Genomic DNA, 20728 nt, shown 5'->3' with positions numbered 1-20728 from the left:
AGCAAATGATCAACATATAAACAAAAGATCAGGAAGGGGAAACAAAAACAAATGAAAAAGACGATGATGCTGATTTTGGCTGCTGTACTCACGTTAGCACTTGCAGCTTGCGGTAAGAATAGCGGAGGTTCAGCGGAAGGTGGAGATCAATCGAGTGCCAATACAAATAGTGAGTTGACTGGTTCAATTCTGGCGACTGGATCTTCAGCGCTTCAACCTTTGGTAGAAGAAGCATCAAAAACGTTTATGGATAAAAACAAAGGCATCACAGTACAAGTTCAAGGCGGCGGAAGCGGCACTGGCTTGACACAAGTTGCCGGCGGTCAAGCGGACATTGGTAACTCCGATGTATTCGCATCTGAGAAACTTGATGCTGCTCAAGCTAAAGACCTTGTAGACCATCAAGTAGCAGTTGTTGGTATGGCTGCAGTTGTGAACCCTAAAGTTAATATAGACAATCTTACGAAACAACAATTAGTTGATATTTTCACTGGTAAAGTAACGAACTGGAAAGAACTTGGCGGACCTGATCAAAAAATTCAAATTGTTAACCGCCCTGCTAGCTCTGGTACACGTGCGACCTTTGAAAAATATGCACTTGGCATGAAAACAGAAGACCTTCAAGGATCCATTCAAGAGGATTCCTCAGGTACAGTTAAGAAACTTATCGCTGAAACACCTGGTGCCATCGGATACTTGGCTCTATCCTATATTGATGATTCCGTAAAAGCTGTTAAATACGAAGGTGTAGCACCGACTGAAGATAACGTTGCAAACGGAACTTATCCAATCTGGGCATATGAGCACATGTATACAAAAGGCGAACCAAAACCTGAAGTTAAAGCCTTCTTGGATTACATGACAAGTGATGAAGTTCAAAATGGCGCTGTTAAAGATTTGGGATATATTCCAGTAAGTAAAATGCAAGTTGTACGCGATGTTGACGGCAACATCAAGAAGAAATAATTAACTTAGATTAATTGATATTAAAGACCATAAAGAGGCGGAGCGTCATCTGCCTCTTTATAGTCGTGTAAAGGGAGAGATTTATGGCTCGATCTACAGAAAGGCAACAAGCAAAGCCGCATCTTGTGGAAGAATGGGTTGGTCGAATTTATACCTTTTTGTGTATCCTTCTGCTTATCGTAACCATTTTTTCGATGGTTTATTTTGTGGCATCTAAAGGTCTAAGTACTTTTTTTGTTAACAAAGTGAATATAGCTGACTTTTTTACAGGCGTAAAATGGAGCCCTGATGGAGTGCCGCCGCTGTTTGGAGCTCTGCCTTTCATTTTTGGATCATTCAGCACATCAATACTGGCAGCTCTAATTGCAGCTCCTATGGGGATTTGTGCATCATTGTTTATGGTTGAAATCGCGCCGAAATTTGGACGTAAATATCTTCAACCGGTGATTGAATTGCTGGCCGGTATCCCTTCTGTCGTATACGGATTTGTGGGTCTAAGTGTGATTGTTCCGTTTTTTAGAAATGTGTTTCCAGGACAAGGGCTTGGGATTGCAGCAGGCTCAGTGGTACTCGCTGTCATGATCTTGCCTACGATAACGACGATAACAACCGATGCGTTAGCTGCGCTTCCTTCAGGTCTGAAGGAAGGATCTTACGCACTAGGCTCAACGCGTTGGCAAACGATATATCGCATTGTGCTTCCAACCACTTTACCAGCACTGCTTACTGGGGTTGTACTTGGAATAGCGAGAGCTTTCGGTGAAGCACTTGCCGTACAAATGGTTATTGGGAATGCGCCGCATATCCCGCATTCACTGTTTGAATCGACATCTACGCTTACAAGCGCAATTACGCTAAGCATGGGTAACACTGCAATGGGTTCAGCACAAAATAATGCACTTTGGACGCTTGCGCTTATTCTACTCTTAATGACATTTGTTTTCGTATTTATCGTCCGCTGGCTGGAAAGGAGATCGAAAATATGAAGGCAAAAACAGCAGATAAAATAGCAACGGCTGCTATTGTGGTTGTCGCCGGGTTGATTATAGCCATATTGGTAGGTATGCTTGGCTTTATACTCGTACGCGGGCTCGGGCATATCAGCTTCCATTTCCTTACGTCTGCTCCAGAAACGATTCGTAAAGGCGGGGGCATAGGTCCGCAATTGTTTAACTCGTTGTTCCTTTTGGTTCTTACGATGGTTATTACGATTCCGTTAGGTCTTGGTGCTGGTATCTATATGAGTGAATATGCTAAACCGAACAAACTCACCGATTTCATTAGACTTGTTGTAGAGGTATTATCTTCATTTCCATCCATTGTGGTAGGTCTGTTTGGACTTTTGGTGATTGTCAACTTATTTGGATTTGGATTCTCGTTATTCTCGGGTGCATTAGCATTAACCGTATTTAATCTTCCATTAATGGTGCGCATTACTGAGCAAGGGCTCAAGAGCGTGCCACGAGAACAGAAGGAAGCGAGCTTAGCACTAGGTATTTCAAAGTGGAAGACAATTACTTCCGTTATGCTTCCTTATGCGCTCCCTGTTATTTTAACTGGGACAATCCTTGCTGCAGGGCGTGTATTTGGTGAAGCGGCTGCGCTGCTCTTTACAGCGGGGATGAGCTCACCGCGCCTTGATTTTACAGATTGGAATCCGCTGAGCCCTGTGTCACCGCTAAATCCATTTAGACCGGCGGAAACACTGGCAGTTCATATATGGAAAGTGAACTCAGAAGGACTCGCTCCGGATGCGTCCGAAATCGCTGCAGGTGCGTCAGCTGTGTTGATTATTACGGTGTTATTATTTAACCTTGCTGCAAGATGGCTCGGTCGTCTCGTGTACCGCAAGTTTACAGCTACTAAATAAGGAGGTAAACCGAATGCAGGAAATCGCATTATCGGCCAGAAATTTGAGTGTTCATTATGGGGATAAGCCTGCAGTGAAGAACATTTCACTTGATTTTGCCTCTAAAGAGGTTACGGCTTTAATTGGGCCTTCCGGCTGTGGTAAATCAACCTTCTTACGCAGCTTGAATAGAATGAACGATTTAATTCCAGGCGCCAAAATTACGGGTCAGATTCTAATTGGTGATGAGGACATTAACAATCCGGCAACCGATGTTGTTTCACTGCGTCAAAGAATCGGTATGGTGTGGCAGCGTCCGAACCCTTTCCATAAATCAATCTATGAAAATATTGCCTTTGGACCTCGGTACCATGGAATAAAGAGCAAGAAGAAGCTTGATGAAATTGTTGAGGAATCGCTAAGAAAGGCTGCGCTATGGGATGAAACGAAGGATCGTCTTCATAAGTCGGCTTTGGCGCTTTCGGGCGGACAACAGCAGCGTCTATGTATTGCGCGTTCAATCGCTGTCAAGCCAGATATTATTCTGATGGACGAACCAGCTTCTGCGCTTGATCCAGTCTCAACGGCAAAAATTGAGGAACTGATTGCTGAGCTCAAGAAGGATTACTCGATTATTATCGTGACACACAACATGCATCAAGCAGCTCGTGTTTCACAGAAAACGGCTTTCTTCCTGAACGGTGAAGTCGTCGAATACGATCAAACCGTCAATATGTTCTCTAACCCTCAGAAGCAAGAGACCAATGATTACATTAGTGGACGGTTTGGATGATTGATGGACAGAGTGAATTGTAGAAATAAATAGGGTAGCAAGCCCTCGGAACTGGGTTGTTCTTGATAAAATCTGACTTCCCTTTAAAAGGTAGCCCCCTTTCGTTATATTCACTTGTAATCTATGAAATATGAGAAATTTTTAAATATGAAACGGCATTTTGAACATTATTAAAATGTAAACCTTTAATAAATTGTATAAAACAAATAAACACTCCAAATGGAGTGTTTATTTGTTTTCATAGCCAGGTTCAAGAGATTAGTATAAAAATGAACGGGTTACAATAACCAAGAGAATAAACAGAACTAAGATCGCAGCTGTACTGGTAAATAAGCCTCCGCCGTATCCTGCACCACCCATACTGATCTCTCCTTTCAAAATAGGTTGTTACTACTCTATATTCATATGTCAGAAAACGAGCCATTGCTTGGACGGATATATATGAGAAAACATCATGCTTTTTGCTAGATTTATAATTACATTTATGTTACATAAAATTCATATGACATTTGTCACCTCAAAAAGGTGATAGCTCTGACTACTACCTTTTTCGGCAATCGTTATGATAAAGACAAGGAAATAACGAAGGATACGAAGGAGTGGAATAGATGGGAAATGTCATTGAACTGGAACGGGTCACGAAACAATACGGCCCTAACAAGGCGGTGGATCATTTATCACTGTCGATCAAATCAGGACAGGTGGTCGCACTTCTTGGACCTAACGGTGCAGGTAAAACGACAGCGATCTCTTTGATACTAGGATTAAAGAGACCCACAGCAGGCACGGTGCGGCTGCTTGGCGGAAATCCTCAAGATGAACATATACGCGGCCGTATTGGGGCGATTCTGCAAGAAGTGGATGTCATTGATCGTTTGAAGGTCAAGGAAGTGATCGATTTGTTCCGCAGCTACTATGCACATCCAATGCCTACGGAAAGATTGCTTCGCCTTGCGGGATTGGAGAAGGAAGCGGAGCTGTTCACCGAGCATTTATCCGGTGGACAAAAACGAAGATTACAATTTGCGCTAGCTTTATCCGGGGATCCTGAAGTGATTTTTCTGGATGAACCGACTGTTGGCATGGACGTAACGTCAAGACGGGTTTTCTGGGAAATGCTCCGCGCTCTTGCTCAGGGCGGCCGAACGATTGTACTCACGACGCATTATTTGGAAGAGGCTGATGCGATTGCGGATCGAATACTCGTTATTAACCACGGGAAAATTGTGGCCGATGGTACACCAGATCAATTGAAAGGGTCGCTTGGCGGCAGATATATTTCGTTTATTGCGGGTCCTGCTATACAGCAAGATGATCTTGCAGCTCTGCCAGGCATCGACCGAACAGAGTGGAATGGACGTCATGTGAAGCTGTATACGGCGAATACCGATAGCCTGTTATTTTCTCTAGTTGAACGCGGATTTGATATGAAGGACATCGAGATTAAAGGCGGTGGGTTGAATGAGGTCTTTGAACAAGTGATAGAAACGGAAGGGGCTGGAATCAAATGAGAAAATTTATGATTCAGTGTAAAGCGGAGCTTAAGAGGACGATACGTAACCGCAGATTTCTTATTTCCAGCGTCCTTCTTCCTCTTGCTTTCTATTTATTCTTCACCTCTACATTTGGAGATCAGCAGGTAGGGGGAACAACTTTCAGTGCCTATTATATGATTTCGATGGCTGTATTTGGTGTGATGGGCGGGGCTGTCCAAACGTTAAGTGTCCGGTACGCACAGGAAAGAGCTCAAGGGTGGATGAAGACGCTGCGGATAACACCGGTATCTCATACTCAGTACATCTTAGCGAAAATGTTCGCACAGATGGTGCTTAGCGCGATCATCATCGCTGTTATTTTCCTAGCAGGACTGTTAGTTAAACATGTAGATTTATCAATTCAGGTATGGATTGAAAGTGCTCTTTGGATTTGGGTCGGCTCGCTGCCTTTCATGGCGCTTGGTATTTTACTTGGTCTTGTAAGCGGCAAAGCAAGTGTGCAGGTGATCTCTTCTGGCGTATATTTAATATTGGCGATGGTCGGAGGGTTGTGGATGCCTATAGAAAGCTTCTCCAAATCTATGCGATCGGTATCTGAATGGACGCCAACGTACCGATTTGCTCACGTCGTTTGGAACATGATTGAAGGAAAGAGCGTTCATGTGCAGGATATAATCGTTTTGCTAGTTTATCTTGCGTTGTTTATAATAGTATCAACGATGATCAGTAAACGACAAGAAGCGGTGAATGCATGAAAAAATGTTCTTTTCGGCTGTTCCCCCCGGCGATGGGGGTTATGCCTTATTTGTGGTTAATCTACTGGTTAATGCCCGTTTACTATTTGTTCAAATTGTCTCATACATCTTGGGAAGCCCTCTTTGGGCTTTCTTTGATTTTGATATTTCAGGTCGCTTATCGGCAATCTTATTGGGAGCAAGGAGCACGCCTTCTTTTATGGGTAACGATTGAAATTGCGATTATTATGACTCTCGCGATACACTGGGACCCAAACTTTTTGTACGTTGGTTTTTTCACAACAGCGGCGATCGGGAATTTACGCAGCAAGAAAATGATGCTCGGTGCAGTTGCATTTTTGCTCGTTGCGTTTATTAGCACACCATTTTTTTCTTCAAATGATTACGATGTCATTGGCCAGTTGGGCGCTGAGCTTGCGCTGTTCGTTACTCTTGCAATTGTTCCGTTCGGGATGCGCGCAGCGCGGAGGTATCGTGAAATGAACCTGCAGATCAAGGATGCGAACATGCAGATTGAACGTCTAACGAAGCAGGAGGAGCGGCAAAGAATTGCGCGTGACCTCCATGATACGCTCGGTCATACGCTATCGATGATTTCGTTAAAAGGTCAATTAGCAGGGAAATATGTGACACGAGATCCGGAAAGAGCTGTTCAGGAGTTAAAAGAAATTGAGGAAGCGGCACGGAAGGCACTCACCCAAATGCGTAATTTAGTGTCGGATATGCATATGGTGAATCTGCAAGAAGAACTGCTGGGCGCTCGACAAATTGCGGAAGCTGCTGATATTAAGCTCGAAGTACACGGAGATATTGAGGCGGTACAAAGGCAGCATTCTTCGCTGACTTGTACTATTTTAGCCATGTGTCTGCGTGAATGTATGACGAATGTTGTGAAGCATAGCGGCGCTTCCCGGTGTGTCATTACGTTCACGGATACCGGCACAGCTACTCAGCTAGAGGTTGCCGATAACGGGAAGTGGGCTCATGATCAGGAGAGAAAGACGGAAGCCATTCGGCAAGGTCATGGATTATTCGGAATGCGGCAACGGCTGGAATTGGTTGAAGGAATACTGGACATGGATCCGAATGCGGCGACCGGTACAATTGTGACCGTCACAGTTCCGCGAATTGTGTCTGGCAATATAGCATTGTCTGGAGGTGGAGCATGATACGCGTCATCATTGCGGAAGATCAATCGATGGTGAGAGGCGCTCTTACCGCCTTACTTAATATGGAAGAAGATATTGAAGTCATCGACGAGGCTGCTGACGGAGAGACAGTCTTACATAAAATAGAATTGTTGCAACCCGATATTTGCATTCTCGATATTGAAATGCCTGGAATGAGCGGGCTTGATGTAGCTGAAGCGATCAAGAATAGAAAGCTCCCCAGTAAAGTAGTCATTGTTACGACATTTGGCCGCGCGGGTTACTTGCAACGTGCACTAAAGGCTGGAGTCAAAGGATACATGCTGAAGGATGCTCCGGTGGAGCAGCTCGCGCAAGTGCTTCGAGATGTATCACGAGGTGGACGCTATATCAGTCCAGAGCTCGCTGTAACTGTATTTGAGGATGAGAACCCACTGACAGAGCGTGAAAGAATGGTTCTGCAGCTCGCATCTGATGGGCTCAGCACAGCCGAGATGGCTAAGCATTTATTTTTATCTGAAGGAACCATCCGCAATTATATGTCAGAATTGATGCAGAAGCTCGAGGCCAAAAATCGTATAGACGCAGTCAAAATTGCACAGTCGAAAGGGTGGATTTAGGTAAGCCCAAATGACGAACTGTAGAGAATAAATCTACATTAAGAAAAAGGAGCTGTCTGCCGGATTCGATAAATCGGGAGACAGCTCCTTTTATTTACACCTTTTATATATTAGGCCTTCGCATGTGCTCCAAAACCGGATTTTACGTCTTTGTTAGGGCTATCAACTCTATCCAATGAAGCGTCCTTCTGTCTGTCAAACATTTCCCGAACAGCAGGAGTAGCCGGAAAGATGAAGCTGAACAGCACAATAGTAATCCCTGACCAGATTACACCGGAAATGCTCGGCATCATCCAAAGGTCGGTGACAAGTCCGAAGAATCCGGTGGAGTCCGTGGTCCATCCTGGCACCCCAACGATGGAAGTGATGATGTAATAGAGTAGACCGACCGTGATGCTGGCCCACACGGCAATTGTGGAAACTCTCTTCCAGAATGGCCCGAGCACGAGGGGCCAGAAAACAGTAACGAAAATAATATCCCATGCGAGATACGCTAGGTTAATAATCTGCTGGAAGTTAATCGCCAGGATAAAGCCGATTACGGCACTCACGGCGATACCAATCCTTGAGATCAGCAACAGCTTTTTCGGGGTCGGATTTTTATTAATGAAATCCAGATAAATGTTCTTGGTGAATACTCCTGAGGAAGCGACGAAACAGGCTGCCAGGGTCGACATCCCCATTGCGCCAAGCGCAGTCAGGAAGATCGCGGAAACTATAGGCGGGAAGTAACCTTGGGCGAATGTCAGCATTAGGTTCTCCGGATTTTGGCTGCCCGGATAAATGAATTTGTAAGCTTCGCCGAGCATGCCCGGAATCCAACTGATGGCAATGACCGCGATACCTGAGATGATCATACCCTGTTGAGCGATCTTCGGGTTCTTGGCTCCAGCGACCCGCTGCCCTAAGTCAGCTGCTGGAATATCGCCAAACGCAAGCACAAGATACAGACTCCAGAACGTCGCACCCCCTTTATTGAACAGGGTGCTTACGTTCCACCAATCGGGGTGGAATATGTTGTCGTGATATGAATAAATGACTGCAACAGTAATTCCTAGTATCCCTAGAATGGAGAGAAGGCCCTGAATAACTTCAGTGTAGGCAACAGCCCACAGTCCGCCAATAATGGAATACAGAGCCGTCAGAAGCACGAAAAGCAGGGCGGCTGGAATGAAAGGAAGATGGAAGATCGCCTGTATGATGTAGGTTCCTCCGACTGTCAGGGCTCCTGCATTAAAGAAGCCGAAGGCAATCGCCATCACGGTTCCCGAGTAAGCGCCCAGCTTCTTACTGGCATAGCGCAGACCATAATAGTCGGCGATGGTCCAGCCCTTGAGTCTGCGCAGCGGCCGGGTCCAAATGAAGGCGCCCAGCACCATGCATGTTCCAAGTCCAGCCATGGTTGCCGTCCCTTCAAAGCCGCCGGTCGTGTAACCGGATCCGATAGCAGCGAAGAAGAACGGGGCGGCAAGCATAGCGGCAAGAAGGCTGCCGGCGACAACATACAGCGGCATGCTCCAGCCTGCGACGAGCAGATCCTCGGCTGTGTTAATTTTTTGATACCCTTTAAAGCCTATGTAATAAATAAACACCAAGTAGATGAGAAATACGATAATGGACGTCATGTTGGTCCTCCTATTTACAACCTTGTTGTAACCTATGTAATCAGTTCATTACGCTGCCGCCGTTGGCGCCGAGCACTTGGCCTGTGTAGAAATTTGCATCGTCGGAAGCAAGGAACAGCACCGACTTGGCGATTTCTTGAGGCTGAGCTAGCCTCTTCAGCGGGTATTTCGCCGCTTCTTCCTCTTCGTATCCCTCGCCGAAGTCTGCGAGGATATCGGTCAGTGTTCCTCCTGGAGCTACTGAATTCACATTAATGTGAGGAGCCAGTTCCCGGGCCAAAGCTTTAGTGAAGGAGGTAATACCGCCTTTAGCTGCGGAATAATGCGTAAATTCCTCACACCCTAGACTGGCTAAATCTGAGGAAATGTTAATGATTTTGCCGGACTTCTTGTCCCACATCCGGCGTGCTGCTTCTCTTGCATTATAAAATGTTCCATATAAATGCACTTTGATCATCCGGTCCCACTGCTCATCGGTCATTTCACGAACCGTAACAGCTTGGGCAATACCCGCATTATTCACAAGAATGTCAAGCGTGCCGAACAAGCGGTCAAATGCGCTGAACATCTCACGCACCTGGGCAGAGTCACTTACATCCGCAAGGAAAACTTCCGCTTTAACGCCATAGGATTCTGCTTCTTTTTTTACTTCAAGAGCGTCCTTGTCATCGCCAATATAATTGATCATGACGTTCGTTCCGGCTTTGGCAAATTCCAATGCCACCGCTTTACCAATTCCTTTGCTTGCGCCTGTAATTAACGCCTGCTTGCCTTTTAGTCCTGTATAACTCATATTTGGTCTCTCCTATTTGCTAAACTTTGAACTGCTGAATTAATTCCTGCAGAGATTGCGAGGTATGGCTTAAAGATTCCGTTGCTTTGGCTACTTCCTTGATGAACTGCAGCTGTTGTCCGGAGGCATAGGAGACTTGATCAGCTTTCTGTGCGATATCCCCTGCGGCAGATCTAAGTTCAGTTACTGAAGCCGTTACCTCTTGGGAGGAAGCAGAAATTTGCTCGGAAGAAGCTGAAATTTCCTGCATTTGCATAGCTACATTTTTAGTAGATTCCAAAATCTGCTTAAAGGAACGTCCTGCTTCTTCCATCAGCTTAAGTCCTATATAGGCCTCGTTCTGTCCTTCCATGGCTATAGTCTGGGATTCTGTAGTGTTGCGTGTAATGCCCGACAGGTGCTCGGCAATGGTACTTGCAGAGCGGCCTGTGCTCTCGGCCAACTTCCGAATTTCTGTGGCTACGACCGCGAAGCCTCGGCCGTGTTCACCGGCACGCGCAGCTTCAATGGAGGCATTTAGCGACAACAAATTGGTCTGTTCCGCTACATCGGTAATCAGATTGGTCATCTCATTAATTTCGCCGATCTGCGAGTTCAGAATATTAACTACATCGGCAATACGCGTTACAGAATCGGTAATTTTGTGCATTTGATCCTGCAATTTTTGGACGGATTCATAACCGTTCTGAGCACTCAAGGCCATTTGCTCGGACTCATCGGAAGCGGTAGCGGTCGATTCAGCAATACGCTGGATTCCCAGCGCAGTCTCTTCCAGGACAGTTACGGTTTCATCAGTGATTTTAGATGTCATTAATGTTTTTGCGGCGACATCGGACATATCCTGATTTACTTTTACCGAGTAGGATTCGGTATCTTGGGAACTTGCAGTCAGCTGTTCGGATGAAGAGGCTACATGCTCGGAAGATTCCTGAATGCTCAGAATCAGAGAGCGCAGATTATTCTGCATTTTGGCGATCGCCATATTGAGCTGACCAATTTCATCATTGGATTTGTAACTGAACTGACTGCTGCTTAAGTCACCCTCCGCGATACGGTTAGACACGTTAACAATAGTTTTCAGCGGTTTGAGAATCATATTTATAATGGAATATATCACAAGTGCTACGATGATCAGACCAATGAGTGTGATCAGCAGCTGTTGGTTCCGTGCTTGATTAGAGAGCTGATTAATGTAGTCCGCGGAATAGTCGATACCGATTACAGCAATGACTTTGCCATCTAACTTAATGGGAGAGAATACGGTTCTCCAAGTACCGAAAGGGTCAGTGAAAATATCAGTAACCTGTGACGTTCCAGTGGAATACACCTTCTTGGCAGTCTGGAGATGGATAGGAGCGATATCCTTAAACAAAGCCCCTGGCTTATAAATTTCATTTAAATTGGACGTAAACGCCTGAGTAGTCACCTGATCGTTCTTCAGGGTCCAGATATAGCTCCAGCTCATGATGCCTTGGTCTTTCTGGATTTGATCAAGCTGTTTCTGCATGCTTACAAAGTCTGGGTTACCGTTACCGTTGCTGCTTAAAAGCCGATTAACCTGAGCGGGATCGATCTGCATGCTTGTCAGTGTACCTACACTAAGCAACTCTCTCTTCAAATCATTATCAAGATTTTTTTTCAAAATGTTTAAGCTGAAGTAGGTCACCGCAGTAAAAATCAAGACAACAATAACAATAACGATAAGTGATACCTTATACTTTAATGATAAATTTCTACCTTTTTGCATTGCTCTTCTCCTTTATTGTAATTTCTCTCTAGCAGACGTTTACGGCTTTCTCTGTTTTTGACGGCCCTCCTCCCAGTGGTGTCTCAATAAAAAAAGCGCCTGCCAGGAAAATACTAGACAGTACGCGAAAACGCATTATTCAGATAGAACAATGACATTGGCGGCCTGTCAACCTTAGGATCTTTTAATCCTTTAGGCACATAGCTTTGCGTCCCCGTGTTTCCGCGGGTTTGCCTTTTACAACTTTTGGTATATCAAATGTACCAAAAAACGACAAAATAATCTATGATTTTTACAATTTTAATAATAAAAATAGTTCTATTTAACTAGCTTTAAATTTGGTAGGATTAGGTTCTCCGCAGTATTCTCTAAGCACATAGTACGGTTTGACCGTATGATCTACATTTCCATATAGAGAAAAAGCCACTCCTTATCATTAGAGTGGATTCTTCATCTGCTTATGGAATTTATCCTTTATACGAACGCATTTATTCAAGTGTAAATAATTGTGTCTTGTTGCAGGCATTCGTATTAGGCCAGCAATGCTTTTTTTGCTCCAGTAGTCGGCTAACCAATTAGCATTTTGCGTAATAGCATTCTCATCAAACAAATCGTTTGATTCTGTTTTGTTCAACTTTCATCTTAAATTATCCAGGTTTCAACATAGATACGACTTGTCGTGTTTGTATGCCCACAGCTGCTCTATACGCTAATAATGAATCAAAAATCAATCCCCTTTTATTGCAATTTAACAATATGGAAAACTTTAGGGATTGTTCTACTTAAATAGGCAGTGGCCGAGGCGCCTGCCCGTTGTCGCTTATTTGCTCTTGTTTTCCGTAAGTTTAACTAACTATGCCACGTACTACTGTTGAACTTGCGGCTTCACAGCCTTTGCATCGCTAGGAGCGATCTCCAATCGTGCTTTGCCAGCCAGTAAACTAAGTGCAAGCATAGCCATACAGATCGCTGCACCGGCGGCAAAGACGATAATGATGCCATTATTTAAGCCTTGTTCAAGGACGTGAAGAATCGGAGCTGGGATACGGGCACGCGCAGCCGTGTCCATCAAAGCCTGCGGTTGTATAGCATTCATATCCTTAGCAGCAGGAAGTCCTTGTATCGTATGAACGAGTCGATTATTAATAATCGCTGCGAATACACTGCTGCCGAGCGCTAGACCGATGTTGCGGAAAAAGCTGACGAGCGCTGTAGCCGTACTGTTATGCTCCCTTGAAACGGAGGTCTGCATGAGCATCATCGTTATCGGGAAGAGCGGACCCATGCCGGCACCCATGACGATCATCGCTGCGATAACATAGCCGTGGCTTGATGCCGGCGTGAGCCCATAGAGCATGCCGCAGCTAATGCCGAGCAGCACAATTGCCACGGCCATACTGGTACGGAACGTAAGTCGGCTCTGCAGCATACTTCCCGCCATTGAACCGAAAATGAGTGTCACGGATAGCGGTGTTAACGCATTGCCAGCTCTGCTGACACTTTGGCCGGCAACACCTTGGATGTACATTGGAATGTAGGCCATAGCAGCAGCCATGATCAGACCTAACAAGAACGAGATGCCTGTCGAGGATACAACAGTGCGAGAGAACAGATGAAGCGGAATCATTGGTTCTGAGGCTTTCTTCTCAGCGAGGATGAACACAACAAGGAAGATTACACTTACGGCAAATAAAAGTATGATTTGCCATGAGGACCAGGTGTAGTCAACACCGCCCATAACAAGCGCAAGCATGAGCGAAGTTATTGATATGGTCAGTGCGGTGAATCCTGCGAGATCGAGGCGAGATGACTTTCGGCTGCTCGATTCGAAATAAAATAAAGCAAGCAGCAGCATGGAGATGATGCCAAACGGAACATTAATGAGAAATACCCAGTGCCATGAAAGCTTTTCGGTCAACCAGGCACCGACTTGCGGACCCGCGACGAGTGCGATACCGTTGGTGGCCATGAACATCGCCTGCATACGCCCGCGTTTCTCGAGCGGAATGATTTCGAAAATCATGGCGAAAGCAAGCGGCATAAGCGGCGCGCCGCCGACACCCTGCAGTGCGCGGTACCAAATGAGCTGCGTCATACTGTCTGCTGTGGCACAGAGTACGGAGGCTACTGTAAAGAGAAGAAGACCTAGCAGTATGAACGGTTTTTTACCGTAAAGATCAGCGAGCTTGCCGAAAATCGGAATAAACACGGTTGTCGTAAGCATGTAAGCGGCAGTTACCCAAGAAAACAGATTCATTCCGCCTAGTTTAGCGATAACGGTGGGCATGGCTGTGGATACGATCATCCCATCGATGTTGACCATTAAAATGCCAATAAAGACGGCAAGAAGAATAAACGGAACTCGTTTTTTTGCGAACATAAATTGTTCCTCCTTCAATTTTGACTGATTGTCAGTCAGTGACTCGAGACAGATTATATATTGTTGACTGACAATCAGTCAATAGTTAAAATGAAATTAACTTGAACATTTTTGGAGGGCTAGTCATGGCACGTGTTTCGAAATCTCCGGAAGAACGGAAGAAAGATATATTGGATGCGGCGAAGGAGCTTTTTCAAACGAAAGGCTATGAGCGGACGGCGGTAAGCGATATCGTCAAAAAAGTAGGTGTAGCCCAGGGTACCATCTATTATTATTTTCAGTCCAAGAGTGACATTGCTGACGCCCTTATTGACAGGGAACTGCAGGAAAATATCGCTTCGCTTCAGCAGATTGTAGATGAGCAGGGCGCAGGTGCAGTGGACAAGCTGGAGAAAGTGCGCAAACTGCTTGCACAAGGCAATAACCGTATGGATGAAATCGAGTATTTACATGAAGATCATAATGCGATGCTGCATCAAAAAGCGCTCGTGCGAATGATCAGGGAATATGCTCCGCTCGTTGCATCAATCGTAGAGCAAGGGAACCGGGAGGGTGTATTCCATACCGATAACCCTCTCGTAATTACTGAATTTTTATTAGCGGGTTCACAGTTTTTGTTTGACCCCGGCATTTTTAGCTGGACGGAAGAAGAGCTGCGGCTCAAACTTGCGGCGGTCGATGAAATTACCGAGAAGCTGCTTGGTGCGAAGAAAGGAACGTTTCATTTTAGTCTCTAAATTATATGTAATCAAAAGCTGAGTTCTGCTCAGCTTTTTTTGTTAATTGTAACCAAATTGATTTTGCATCGTCTTTGCTAGTAAGAAACCTTTTCTCAAGAAGAATAGAGGGGAACATAAAATGGACTGGGAACAGATATGGAGGCAGCACTGGCAAGAGATATACCGCTTTATTGCATACAGGGTTAGTGACCGGCAGGAGGCAGAAGACCTAACGCAGGAGACATTCCTTAGGGCGATCCGTACGGAAGCAAGGTATATTGAGAACAATGACAATATTGTTGGTTTGTTAAAAACGATTGCCCGCAACCTGATTATCGACAAATGGCGAAGCAGTAAAAAAACAAATAATCAGGTGCCTTTAGAGATGGAATTTGCCATAAGCAGCCCAGAAAAGGGGCCTGAAGAAGAAGTGGTGCAGATGGATGAAGTGCGTAGAGCGCTCTCTTTGCTAAATGAAGAACAACAACAGGTGATTACATACCGATTATTGCGAGGTTTTTCCGTTAAGGATACAGCTGAGCTGCTTGGTAAGAGTGAATCGAGCATCAAAACGACTCAATTTAGAGCGATTGAGATGATAAGAAAAATATTAACTAGAACAGGAGGCATGGACTATGGATACAGCAGAAGATAGAGAAGAGCAGCTATCGCAATATATCGATCTTTTAAACGAAGGCAAAGCAGATCTATACTTGCTGGGCTCGGACGACTTAGAGCTGGCGGAGCTGTTTGAAACGGTTAATATGATTAAAGCGATGAGAGAAGAAGTGGAATTGCCGTCCTCCGACTACGTGGAAAGGGTAGCAGCGCAGCTAAGAGAGGCAAGTAAAGATGCCGAAATTACTGAACCTACTGAACGTCATAAAAAGTCCCCTTCACTCAAGACAAGAAATGATCTAGTAAAACGGTGGATTCGTATAGGCTCTGCAGCGATGACCATCATTCTTGCATGCTCCTTATTATCCAATCAGTTCATATTTAATACAGCGAGTGCCGATAACATCAAAGTATTAAGTGAAGTCAATTTAGTCGACCTCGGTCTTTCTGAAATTAGTCATCCTGTACCTATAAATGATGGGGAGCAAGTCATGTTTGAAAAAAATGATCAGCTGTGGATTTGGAACGCTGCGGATGGAACAACAACTTCGTTGCCGCTTGAGAAGTTCCTATACATGAGAGATCCAGCCATTTCTCCGGATGGCAAACAGGTTGCCTTTTCTGGTTATATCAAAGGTTCTCCGGCCATTTGGATTATGAATATAGACGGTTCGCACCGCATCCAGATCACGTATCCGAAAACAATGGATGAGGCTCATACGCTTCCTGCTTGGTCCCCAGACGGCAAGTCAATTGCTTTTACAAGCACAACAACTGCATCTAATGATCCCCATGGTTTTCAAATAACGGATCAAAGCGTATGGATCATAGGCATGAACGGCCAAGGGCTTCAAAGAATCGGTACCGGAGCCGAGCCTAGCTGGTCGCCTATCGGCAATCAATTAGCCGTTACGAGAGTAAATGCTCAAGATGAGTCCATCCGGGAAATTTGGATTTTGGATATAGACGGCTTACATGAGGAGAAATTGACTGAGGGCACAGATCCATCTTGGTCACCAAATGGACAGTTCATTGCTTATTCTAAATATACGAGTGAAGAGCGTCAGAGCGAGAAGTTACCGCCTAATACGAAGATCGTGGAAGGACATAAAGAAATATGGGCGATCCATATCGGCAATAAAACAGAAAGTCGTCTGACTGCATCACCAGTAAATAATATGCAGTTAGAAGAGATGCTGAAGAGTTATAAGAATAGAGATTCTAACGTCTCCATGGAATTCAGGGGCGAGGGAATATACAGCGACTGGAATCCAACATGGTCCAAAGATAACAAGCAAATTTTGTTCCTTCGCGACGTTAACGATGAGAAGGGAAGACACTTCGGGTTATATAGACTAGATTTAAAATTTGAATAGCTAATTTAATAAATATGGGGGGATTTGAAATGAAGATATGGAAAATAAGCATAGTCGTCACTTTACTAGGGCTCATGATCGCAGGATGCAGCGAAGCAGAGACGAAGCTAATTGACTCTGCGCCGAGCGCAAACACTTCACAGACAAATCATGAAGATGCGAGTGCACAGATTGAACCGGCTAAACCAGCTGCGCAGACCAAAGAACAATCAAATGATCCGACTCAGCTTGTTGAGCTGGATCATTTGAAAGTATCGGTAAATAAAAATTGGACCGTTCAGCATGGATTAGATTCCGTTAGTTTTTCTGAAGGCAATAACCCAATTGGTGGAATTGACGGACTAGGATATAACGAGTCAGTGGATCGGCTTATTCCTAATCAATCGGAAATTGTGGACCAGAAAGAATTAGAGGATTTGCCTGTTAAGGCGTATCAAGTGACAACTAAGTTTGATACGACTTCGGATAAACAACCTGATCAAGTTCATGTCTATTTGTTATTAAAAGATCAGAAAGTCGTGTATGATTTACACTTTGATTCGGGATCGATTGATGAGAAAGAGATTGTTGATATCGCGAAGACAGCGGGTATGAAGTAATAAATAGAACTAAATCATAGTGTGCAAGCGTACTCTACATTAAATGGAGTATGCTTTTTTATTTTGAAGGAGGAGTAGTGATGGAAAGAGATATTCAGGAGCTTATTTCTCAAATGACACTCGAAGAAAAGGCGGGTCTTTGTTCAGGCCTCGATTTCTGGCATACGAAAGCAGTGGAGCGGCTTGGTATTCCATCGATTCTGTTAACAGATGGCCCTCATGGACTTAGAAAACAGAAGGAGGGTACAGATCATTTAGGGTTAATGGACAGCGTTCCAGCTACTTGTTTCCCATCAGGAGCGGGACTCGCTTGCTCTTGGGACCGGGGATTAATAGAGCGTGTAGGCGCAGCATTAGGAGAAGAATGTCAAGCGGAAGATGTCGCTATTTTGCTTGGACCGGCAGTTAATATGAAACGTTCACCACTCTGCGGAAGAAACTTCGAATATTTCTCGGAAGATCCTTACCTATCTTCTGAAATGGCTGCCCATCATATTAAAGGGGTACAGAGTCAAGGCGTAGGAACGTCGCTGAAGCATTTTGCCGTGAATAATCAAGAACATCGCAGAATGACGATCGATGCGATCCTCGATGAGCGAACGCTTCGGGAAATTTATCTTGCCAGCTTCGAAGGTGCTGTTAAGCAGTCACAGCCGTGGACAGTCATGTGTTCTTATAATCAAGTGAATGGAACGTTTGCCTCAGAGAATGAATATTTTTTGACTGATATTTTGAAGAATGAGTGGGGACATGGAGGTTTCGTCGTATCGGACTGGGGAGCGGTGAATGATCGTGTGAAAGGTTTGGCTGCAGGCTTGGAGCTTGAAATGCCTTCAAGCAGCGGTGTTGGTGATCAGAAAATTATAGATGCGGTGCAGAGCGGCAAGCTATCAGAAGAATCGTTAAACAAAGCGGTAGAAAGACTGTTGGCCGTTATCTTTAAAGCTTCTGATCAGAAAAAGCCGAACGCTTCCTATGATCCAGATGTTCACCACCAATTAGCTAAAATAGCTGCGATAGAAAGTATGGTTTTGCTAAAAAATGAGGATCAAATTTTGCCCTTGAAAAAAGAAGGAACGATTGCGGTAATTGGGGCGTTTGCTAAGTTTCCTAGATATCAAGGAGGAGGAAGCTCACACATTAACCCTACTCAGCTCGATGATATTGCTGAAGAAATAAGTAAGGTGATTGGAAGCAGCGGTGAGATGGTCTATGCAGATGGATACATACTTGACAGTGATAATATCGATGAGCAGTTAATTCAAGAAGCAAAGGATGCAGCTGCTCGCTCGCAAACAGCGATTATTTTCGCAGGTCTGCCAGAGCGATATGAATCAGAGGGCTATGATCGCGAACATATGCGCATTCCAGAAAATCACTCGAAGTTAATAGAAGCTGTTGCTGAGGTTCAGAGTAATAGTGTCGTCGTGCTATGTAATGGCTCGGCTATTGAAATGCCATGGATTGATAAAGTGAAGGGCGTATTGGAAGGGTACTTGGGCGGTCAGGCGCTCGGAGGCGCCATTGCGGACTTGCTATTCGGGGCTGCGAATCCTTGCGGCAAACTGGCAGAAACCTATCCGCAGCAACTGAGTCATAATCCTTCCTATTTAAATTTCCCTGGTGAAGGCAACAGAGTGGAGTACAAAGAGGGACTCTTCGTCGGATATCGTTATTATGATGCTGCCCATATTGAACCTTTATTTCCTTTTGGATATGGGCTGAGCTATACGACCTTCGAATATACGTCATTGTCTATTGATAAAAAAGAAATGAGTGATCGTGAAACACTTCTGGTGACGGTAAATGTGAAAAATACAGGTACGATTGCCGGTAAAGAAATTGTCCAGCTTTATGTGAGGGATGTTAAGAGCAGCGTGATAAGACCGGAGAAAGAACTTAAAGGATTTGAGAAGGTTGAGCTTCAGCCGGGTGAAGAGAAGATCGTTACATTTCAGCTAAATAAGCGGGCGTTTGCATATTATAATACGGACCTCAAGGATTGGCATATCGAGAGCGGAGATTTCGAAATTCAGATCGGCAAGTCATCAAAGGAGATTGTGCTAACCGAAAAAGTGTATGTTCACTCATCTATTGTCATTCGAAACACGTTTACTCGAAACTCAACCATCGGCGATTTAATGGAGGAACCTGCTGCCTCTGCGGCAGTTCAGCAAATGCTTCTTCAGTTTCATGAGAAGAGCGGTCTCATGGACACCTTGAAAGATAATCCTGAAATGGCGATGGCCATGATGAAATATATGCCTTTGCGCGCTTTAGTTACTTTTAGCCAAGGTATATTTACGGAAGATATGCTGGATACGATGATTGAACAATTGAATGCGTTAAGTACTGATTGACAATCAAATTGTAAAAAGTATATTTTGGCACAATATGGAGAAAAATAGGATACTAAATAAATGATAAGCCTGAGGAAAGGAATGAATGCAGTGGAGATTTCTCTAAGTGCTGACGAGGTTATTAATCGTATTAAGCAACTTCAAGCAAATGGAGGCTCAGTGAATAAAAAACAAATCAAACAAAGTGATCCTGAGCTCATGAGAAGTGCATTGTTTTATTTTCCTAGCTGGGATCATGCAGTAAAAAACGCAGAAGTGTGATAAACGCATATATGAAAGGGAAAGGATGTAGAAATCCTCTCCCTTTTTCTTTTTTATAAAGCAATTTACTAAAGTTGAATGCGCTTATACGATAAGTCCTATTGCAAGCAAAGTAAACAAAGAAAGTGTTAATATTTGATTTCTTGCGCCAAAAAGTGCGCTTGTCTGAACTTCACCGTCACTAACCTGCAAGTAAACATTGCTGCAGTCTACATTAGTGATAACCCCTTCGTAAGTTTGACCATAGATCGTATGAACAATAACGTTACGATGCAGACAGCTTCTGCAGAAATGATATTGTTCTACCACGACGACCACCTCCTTTATCCAAGATTGAATAGTTAGAAAGTCCAAACTTGAATACCAACAGTATATTTCGGATAAGGTGAGGCTGCCTGTACGCTTGTCTTTGTTCGCTCAAAAGTTGATATGACAGAGAGAGCCATGGGATTCTCATCCCAAGAAGGCTTCATTTTCAGTTTTCCTATAAACCCCTCTATGGTATAAGAACTCGTACCTTGGGCGGCGTTTTTTTAAAACCCATATTAGTTACTAAAAAAATAACAGTTGATAAACTGACACAAGAGGCGTATTATTGGGAATGCAATTTTTAAGAAAAAAGG

Annotated in this window: 20 protein-coding genes and 1 riboswitch; of the genes, 14 read left to right on the top strand and 6 right to left on the bottom strand. The window is 44.4% G+C overall.

All coding sequences use genetic code 11. The annotated features are described in order from the left end of the window. Positions 1 to 51 precede the first annotated feature (51 nt). The 4 genes from J2Z20_RS10365 to pstB all read left to right on the top strand — a co-directional run bounded on the left by J2Z20_RS10365 (position 52) and on the right by pstB (position 3608). On the top strand, positions 52 to 966 hold the full coding sequence (locus tag J2Z20_RS10365; protein WP_209849208.1) for a phosphate ABC transporter substrate-binding protein: 915 nt from the start codon (positions 52 to 54) through the stop codon (positions 964 to 966). Between the two features lie 83 nt (positions 967 to 1049). Further along, the gene (pstC, locus tag J2Z20_RS10360; protein WP_209849206.1) at positions 1050 to 1952 is read left to right on the top strand and encodes a phosphate ABC transporter permease subunit PstC; all 903 of its coding nucleotides are present in this window, start codon (positions 1050 to 1052) and stop codon (positions 1950 to 1952) included. Beyond that, positions 1949 to 2836, top strand: coding sequence for a phosphate ABC transporter permease PstA (pstA, locus tag J2Z20_RS10355; RefSeq protein ID WP_209849203.1), 888 nt, complete (start codon positions 1949 to 1951; stop codon positions 2834 to 2836). Before pstC ends, pstA begins: the two co-directional genes overlap by 4 nt. 13 nt (positions 2837 to 2849) lie before the next feature. Beyond that, a complete protein-coding gene (gene pstB / locus J2Z20_RS10350) occupies positions 2850 to 3608 on the top strand; it encodes a phosphate ABC transporter ATP-binding protein PstB (RefSeq protein ID WP_209849200.1) in 759 nt (252 codons plus the stop codon). 258 nt (positions 3609 to 3866) lie between these two features. Here the strand turns inward: pstB and J2Z20_RS10345 are convergent, their stop codons facing one another. Next, on the bottom strand, positions 3867 to 3968 hold the full coding sequence (locus J2Z20_RS10345) for a sporulation protein YjcZ (protein WP_209849198.1): 102 nt from the start codon (positions 3966 to 3968) through the stop codon (positions 3867 to 3869). Positions 3969 to 4216: 248 nt separating this feature from the next. Here J2Z20_RS10345 and J2Z20_RS10340 point away from each other — a divergent pair, with 248 nt between their 5' ends. The 4 genes from J2Z20_RS10340 to J2Z20_RS10325 are packed head-to-tail and all read left to right on the top strand — an operon-like array spanning position 4217 to position 7627. Further along, positions 4217 to 5119 (top strand): ABC transporter ATP-binding protein, encoded by a 903-nt coding sequence (locus J2Z20_RS10340; protein WP_209849196.1) that lies wholly within the window; start codon positions 4217 to 4219, stop codon positions 5117 to 5119. After that, complete coding sequence (locus tag J2Z20_RS10335; RefSeq protein ID WP_209849193.1) at positions 5116 to 5859, top strand: ABC transporter permease; 744 nt, start codon at positions 5116 to 5118, stop codon at positions 5857 to 5859. The genes J2Z20_RS10340 and J2Z20_RS10335 overlap by 4 nt, the downstream gene beginning before the upstream one ends. Beyond that, complete coding sequence (locus J2Z20_RS10330) at positions 5856 to 7028, top strand: sensor histidine kinase (RefSeq protein ID WP_209849190.1); 1173 nt, start codon at positions 5856 to 5858, stop codon at positions 7026 to 7028. The genes J2Z20_RS10335 and J2Z20_RS10330 overlap by 4 nt, the downstream gene beginning before the upstream one ends. After that, entirely contained in the window at positions 7025 to 7627 is a 603-nt protein-coding gene (locus tag J2Z20_RS10325; RefSeq protein ID WP_209849187.1) for a response regulator transcription factor, read from the top strand. Before J2Z20_RS10330 ends, J2Z20_RS10325 begins: the two co-directional genes overlap by 4 nt. Before the next feature lie 110 nt (positions 7628 to 7737). Here J2Z20_RS10325 and J2Z20_RS10320 read toward each other — a convergent pair whose 3' ends face one another. The 4 genes from J2Z20_RS10320 to J2Z20_RS10305 all read right to left on the bottom strand — a co-directional run bounded on the left by J2Z20_RS10320 (position 7738) and on the right by J2Z20_RS10305 (position 14172). After that, positions 7738 to 9252 (bottom strand): sodium:solute symporter family protein, encoded by a 1515-nt coding sequence (locus J2Z20_RS10320; protein ID WP_209849185.1) that lies wholly within the window; start codon positions 9250 to 9252, stop codon positions 7738 to 7740. A 40-nt stretch (positions 9253 to 9292) separates the two neighbouring features. Continuing rightward, positions 9293 to 10045 (bottom strand): SDR family NAD(P)-dependent oxidoreductase, encoded by a 753-nt coding sequence (locus J2Z20_RS10315; protein ID WP_209849182.1) that lies wholly within the window; start codon positions 10043 to 10045, stop codon positions 9293 to 9295. A gap of 19 nt (positions 10046 to 10064) precedes the next feature. Beyond that, entirely contained in the window at positions 10065 to 11792 is a 1728-nt protein-coding gene (locus J2Z20_RS10310; RefSeq protein ID WP_209849179.1) for a methyl-accepting chemotaxis protein, read from the bottom strand. 156 nt (positions 11793 to 11948) lie between these two features. Then, a riboswitch (cyclic di-GMP riboswitch) is annotated at positions 11949 to 12037 on the bottom strand. A gap of 620 nt (positions 12038 to 12657) precedes the next feature. Continuing rightward, positions 12658 to 14172, bottom strand: coding sequence for a DHA2 family efflux MFS transporter permease subunit (locus J2Z20_RS10305; RefSeq protein ID WP_209849176.1), 1515 nt, complete (start codon positions 14170 to 14172; stop codon positions 12658 to 12660). 125 nt (positions 14173 to 14297) lie between these two features. Here J2Z20_RS10305 and J2Z20_RS10300 point away from each other — a divergent pair, with 125 nt between their 5' ends. The 6 genes from J2Z20_RS10300 (at position 14298) to J2Z20_RS10275 (ending at position 20105) form a co-directional block, all read left to right on the top strand. Then, the gene (locus J2Z20_RS10300) at positions 14298 to 14909 is read left to right on the top strand and encodes a TetR/AcrR family transcriptional regulator (RefSeq protein ID WP_209849173.1); all 612 of its coding nucleotides are present in this window, start codon (positions 14298 to 14300) and stop codon (positions 14907 to 14909) included. Between the two features lie 121 nt (positions 14910 to 15030). Beyond that, the gene (locus tag J2Z20_RS10295; protein ID WP_209849170.1) at positions 15031 to 15546 is read left to right on the top strand and encodes an RNA polymerase sigma factor; all 516 of its coding nucleotides are present in this window, start codon (positions 15031 to 15033) and stop codon (positions 15544 to 15546) included. Next, entirely contained in the window at positions 15527 to 16885 is a 1359-nt protein-coding gene (locus J2Z20_RS10290) for a TolB family protein (RefSeq protein WP_209849167.1), read from the top strand. The genes J2Z20_RS10295 and J2Z20_RS10290 overlap by 20 nt, the downstream gene beginning before the upstream one ends. A gap of 29 nt (positions 16886 to 16914) precedes the next feature. Next, entirely contained in the window at positions 16915 to 17484 is a 570-nt protein-coding gene (locus J2Z20_RS10285) for a hypothetical protein (protein WP_209849164.1), read from the top strand. 80 nt (positions 17485 to 17564) lie between these two features. Further along, a complete protein-coding gene (locus J2Z20_RS10280; RefSeq protein WP_209849161.1) occupies positions 17565 to 19844 on the top strand; it encodes a beta-glucosidase family protein in 2280 nt (759 codons plus the stop codon). A gap of 60 nt (positions 19845 to 19904) precedes the next feature. Beyond that, positions 19905 to 20105, top strand: a complete 201-nt coding sequence (locus J2Z20_RS10275) for a hypothetical protein (protein ID WP_209849559.1) — start codon at positions 19905 to 19907, stop codon at positions 20103 to 20105. Between the two features lie 84 nt (positions 20106 to 20189). Here the strand turns inward: J2Z20_RS10275 and J2Z20_RS10270 are convergent, their stop codons facing one another. Beyond that, the gene (locus tag J2Z20_RS10270; RefSeq protein ID WP_209849159.1) at positions 20190 to 20414 is read right to left on the bottom strand and encodes a hypothetical protein; all 225 of its coding nucleotides are present in this window, start codon (positions 20412 to 20414) and stop codon (positions 20190 to 20192) included. Positions 20415 to 20728 lie beyond the last annotated feature (314 nt).

Source organism: Paenibacillus sediminis (assembly GCF_017873765.1).
Classification (GTDB): Bacteria; Bacillota; Bacilli; order Paenibacillales; family Paenibacillaceae; genus Paenibacillus_AG; species Paenibacillus_AG sediminis.
Note: the sequence above shows the minus strand (reverse complement) of the source record. Positions and strands in the feature narration are given on the sequence as shown.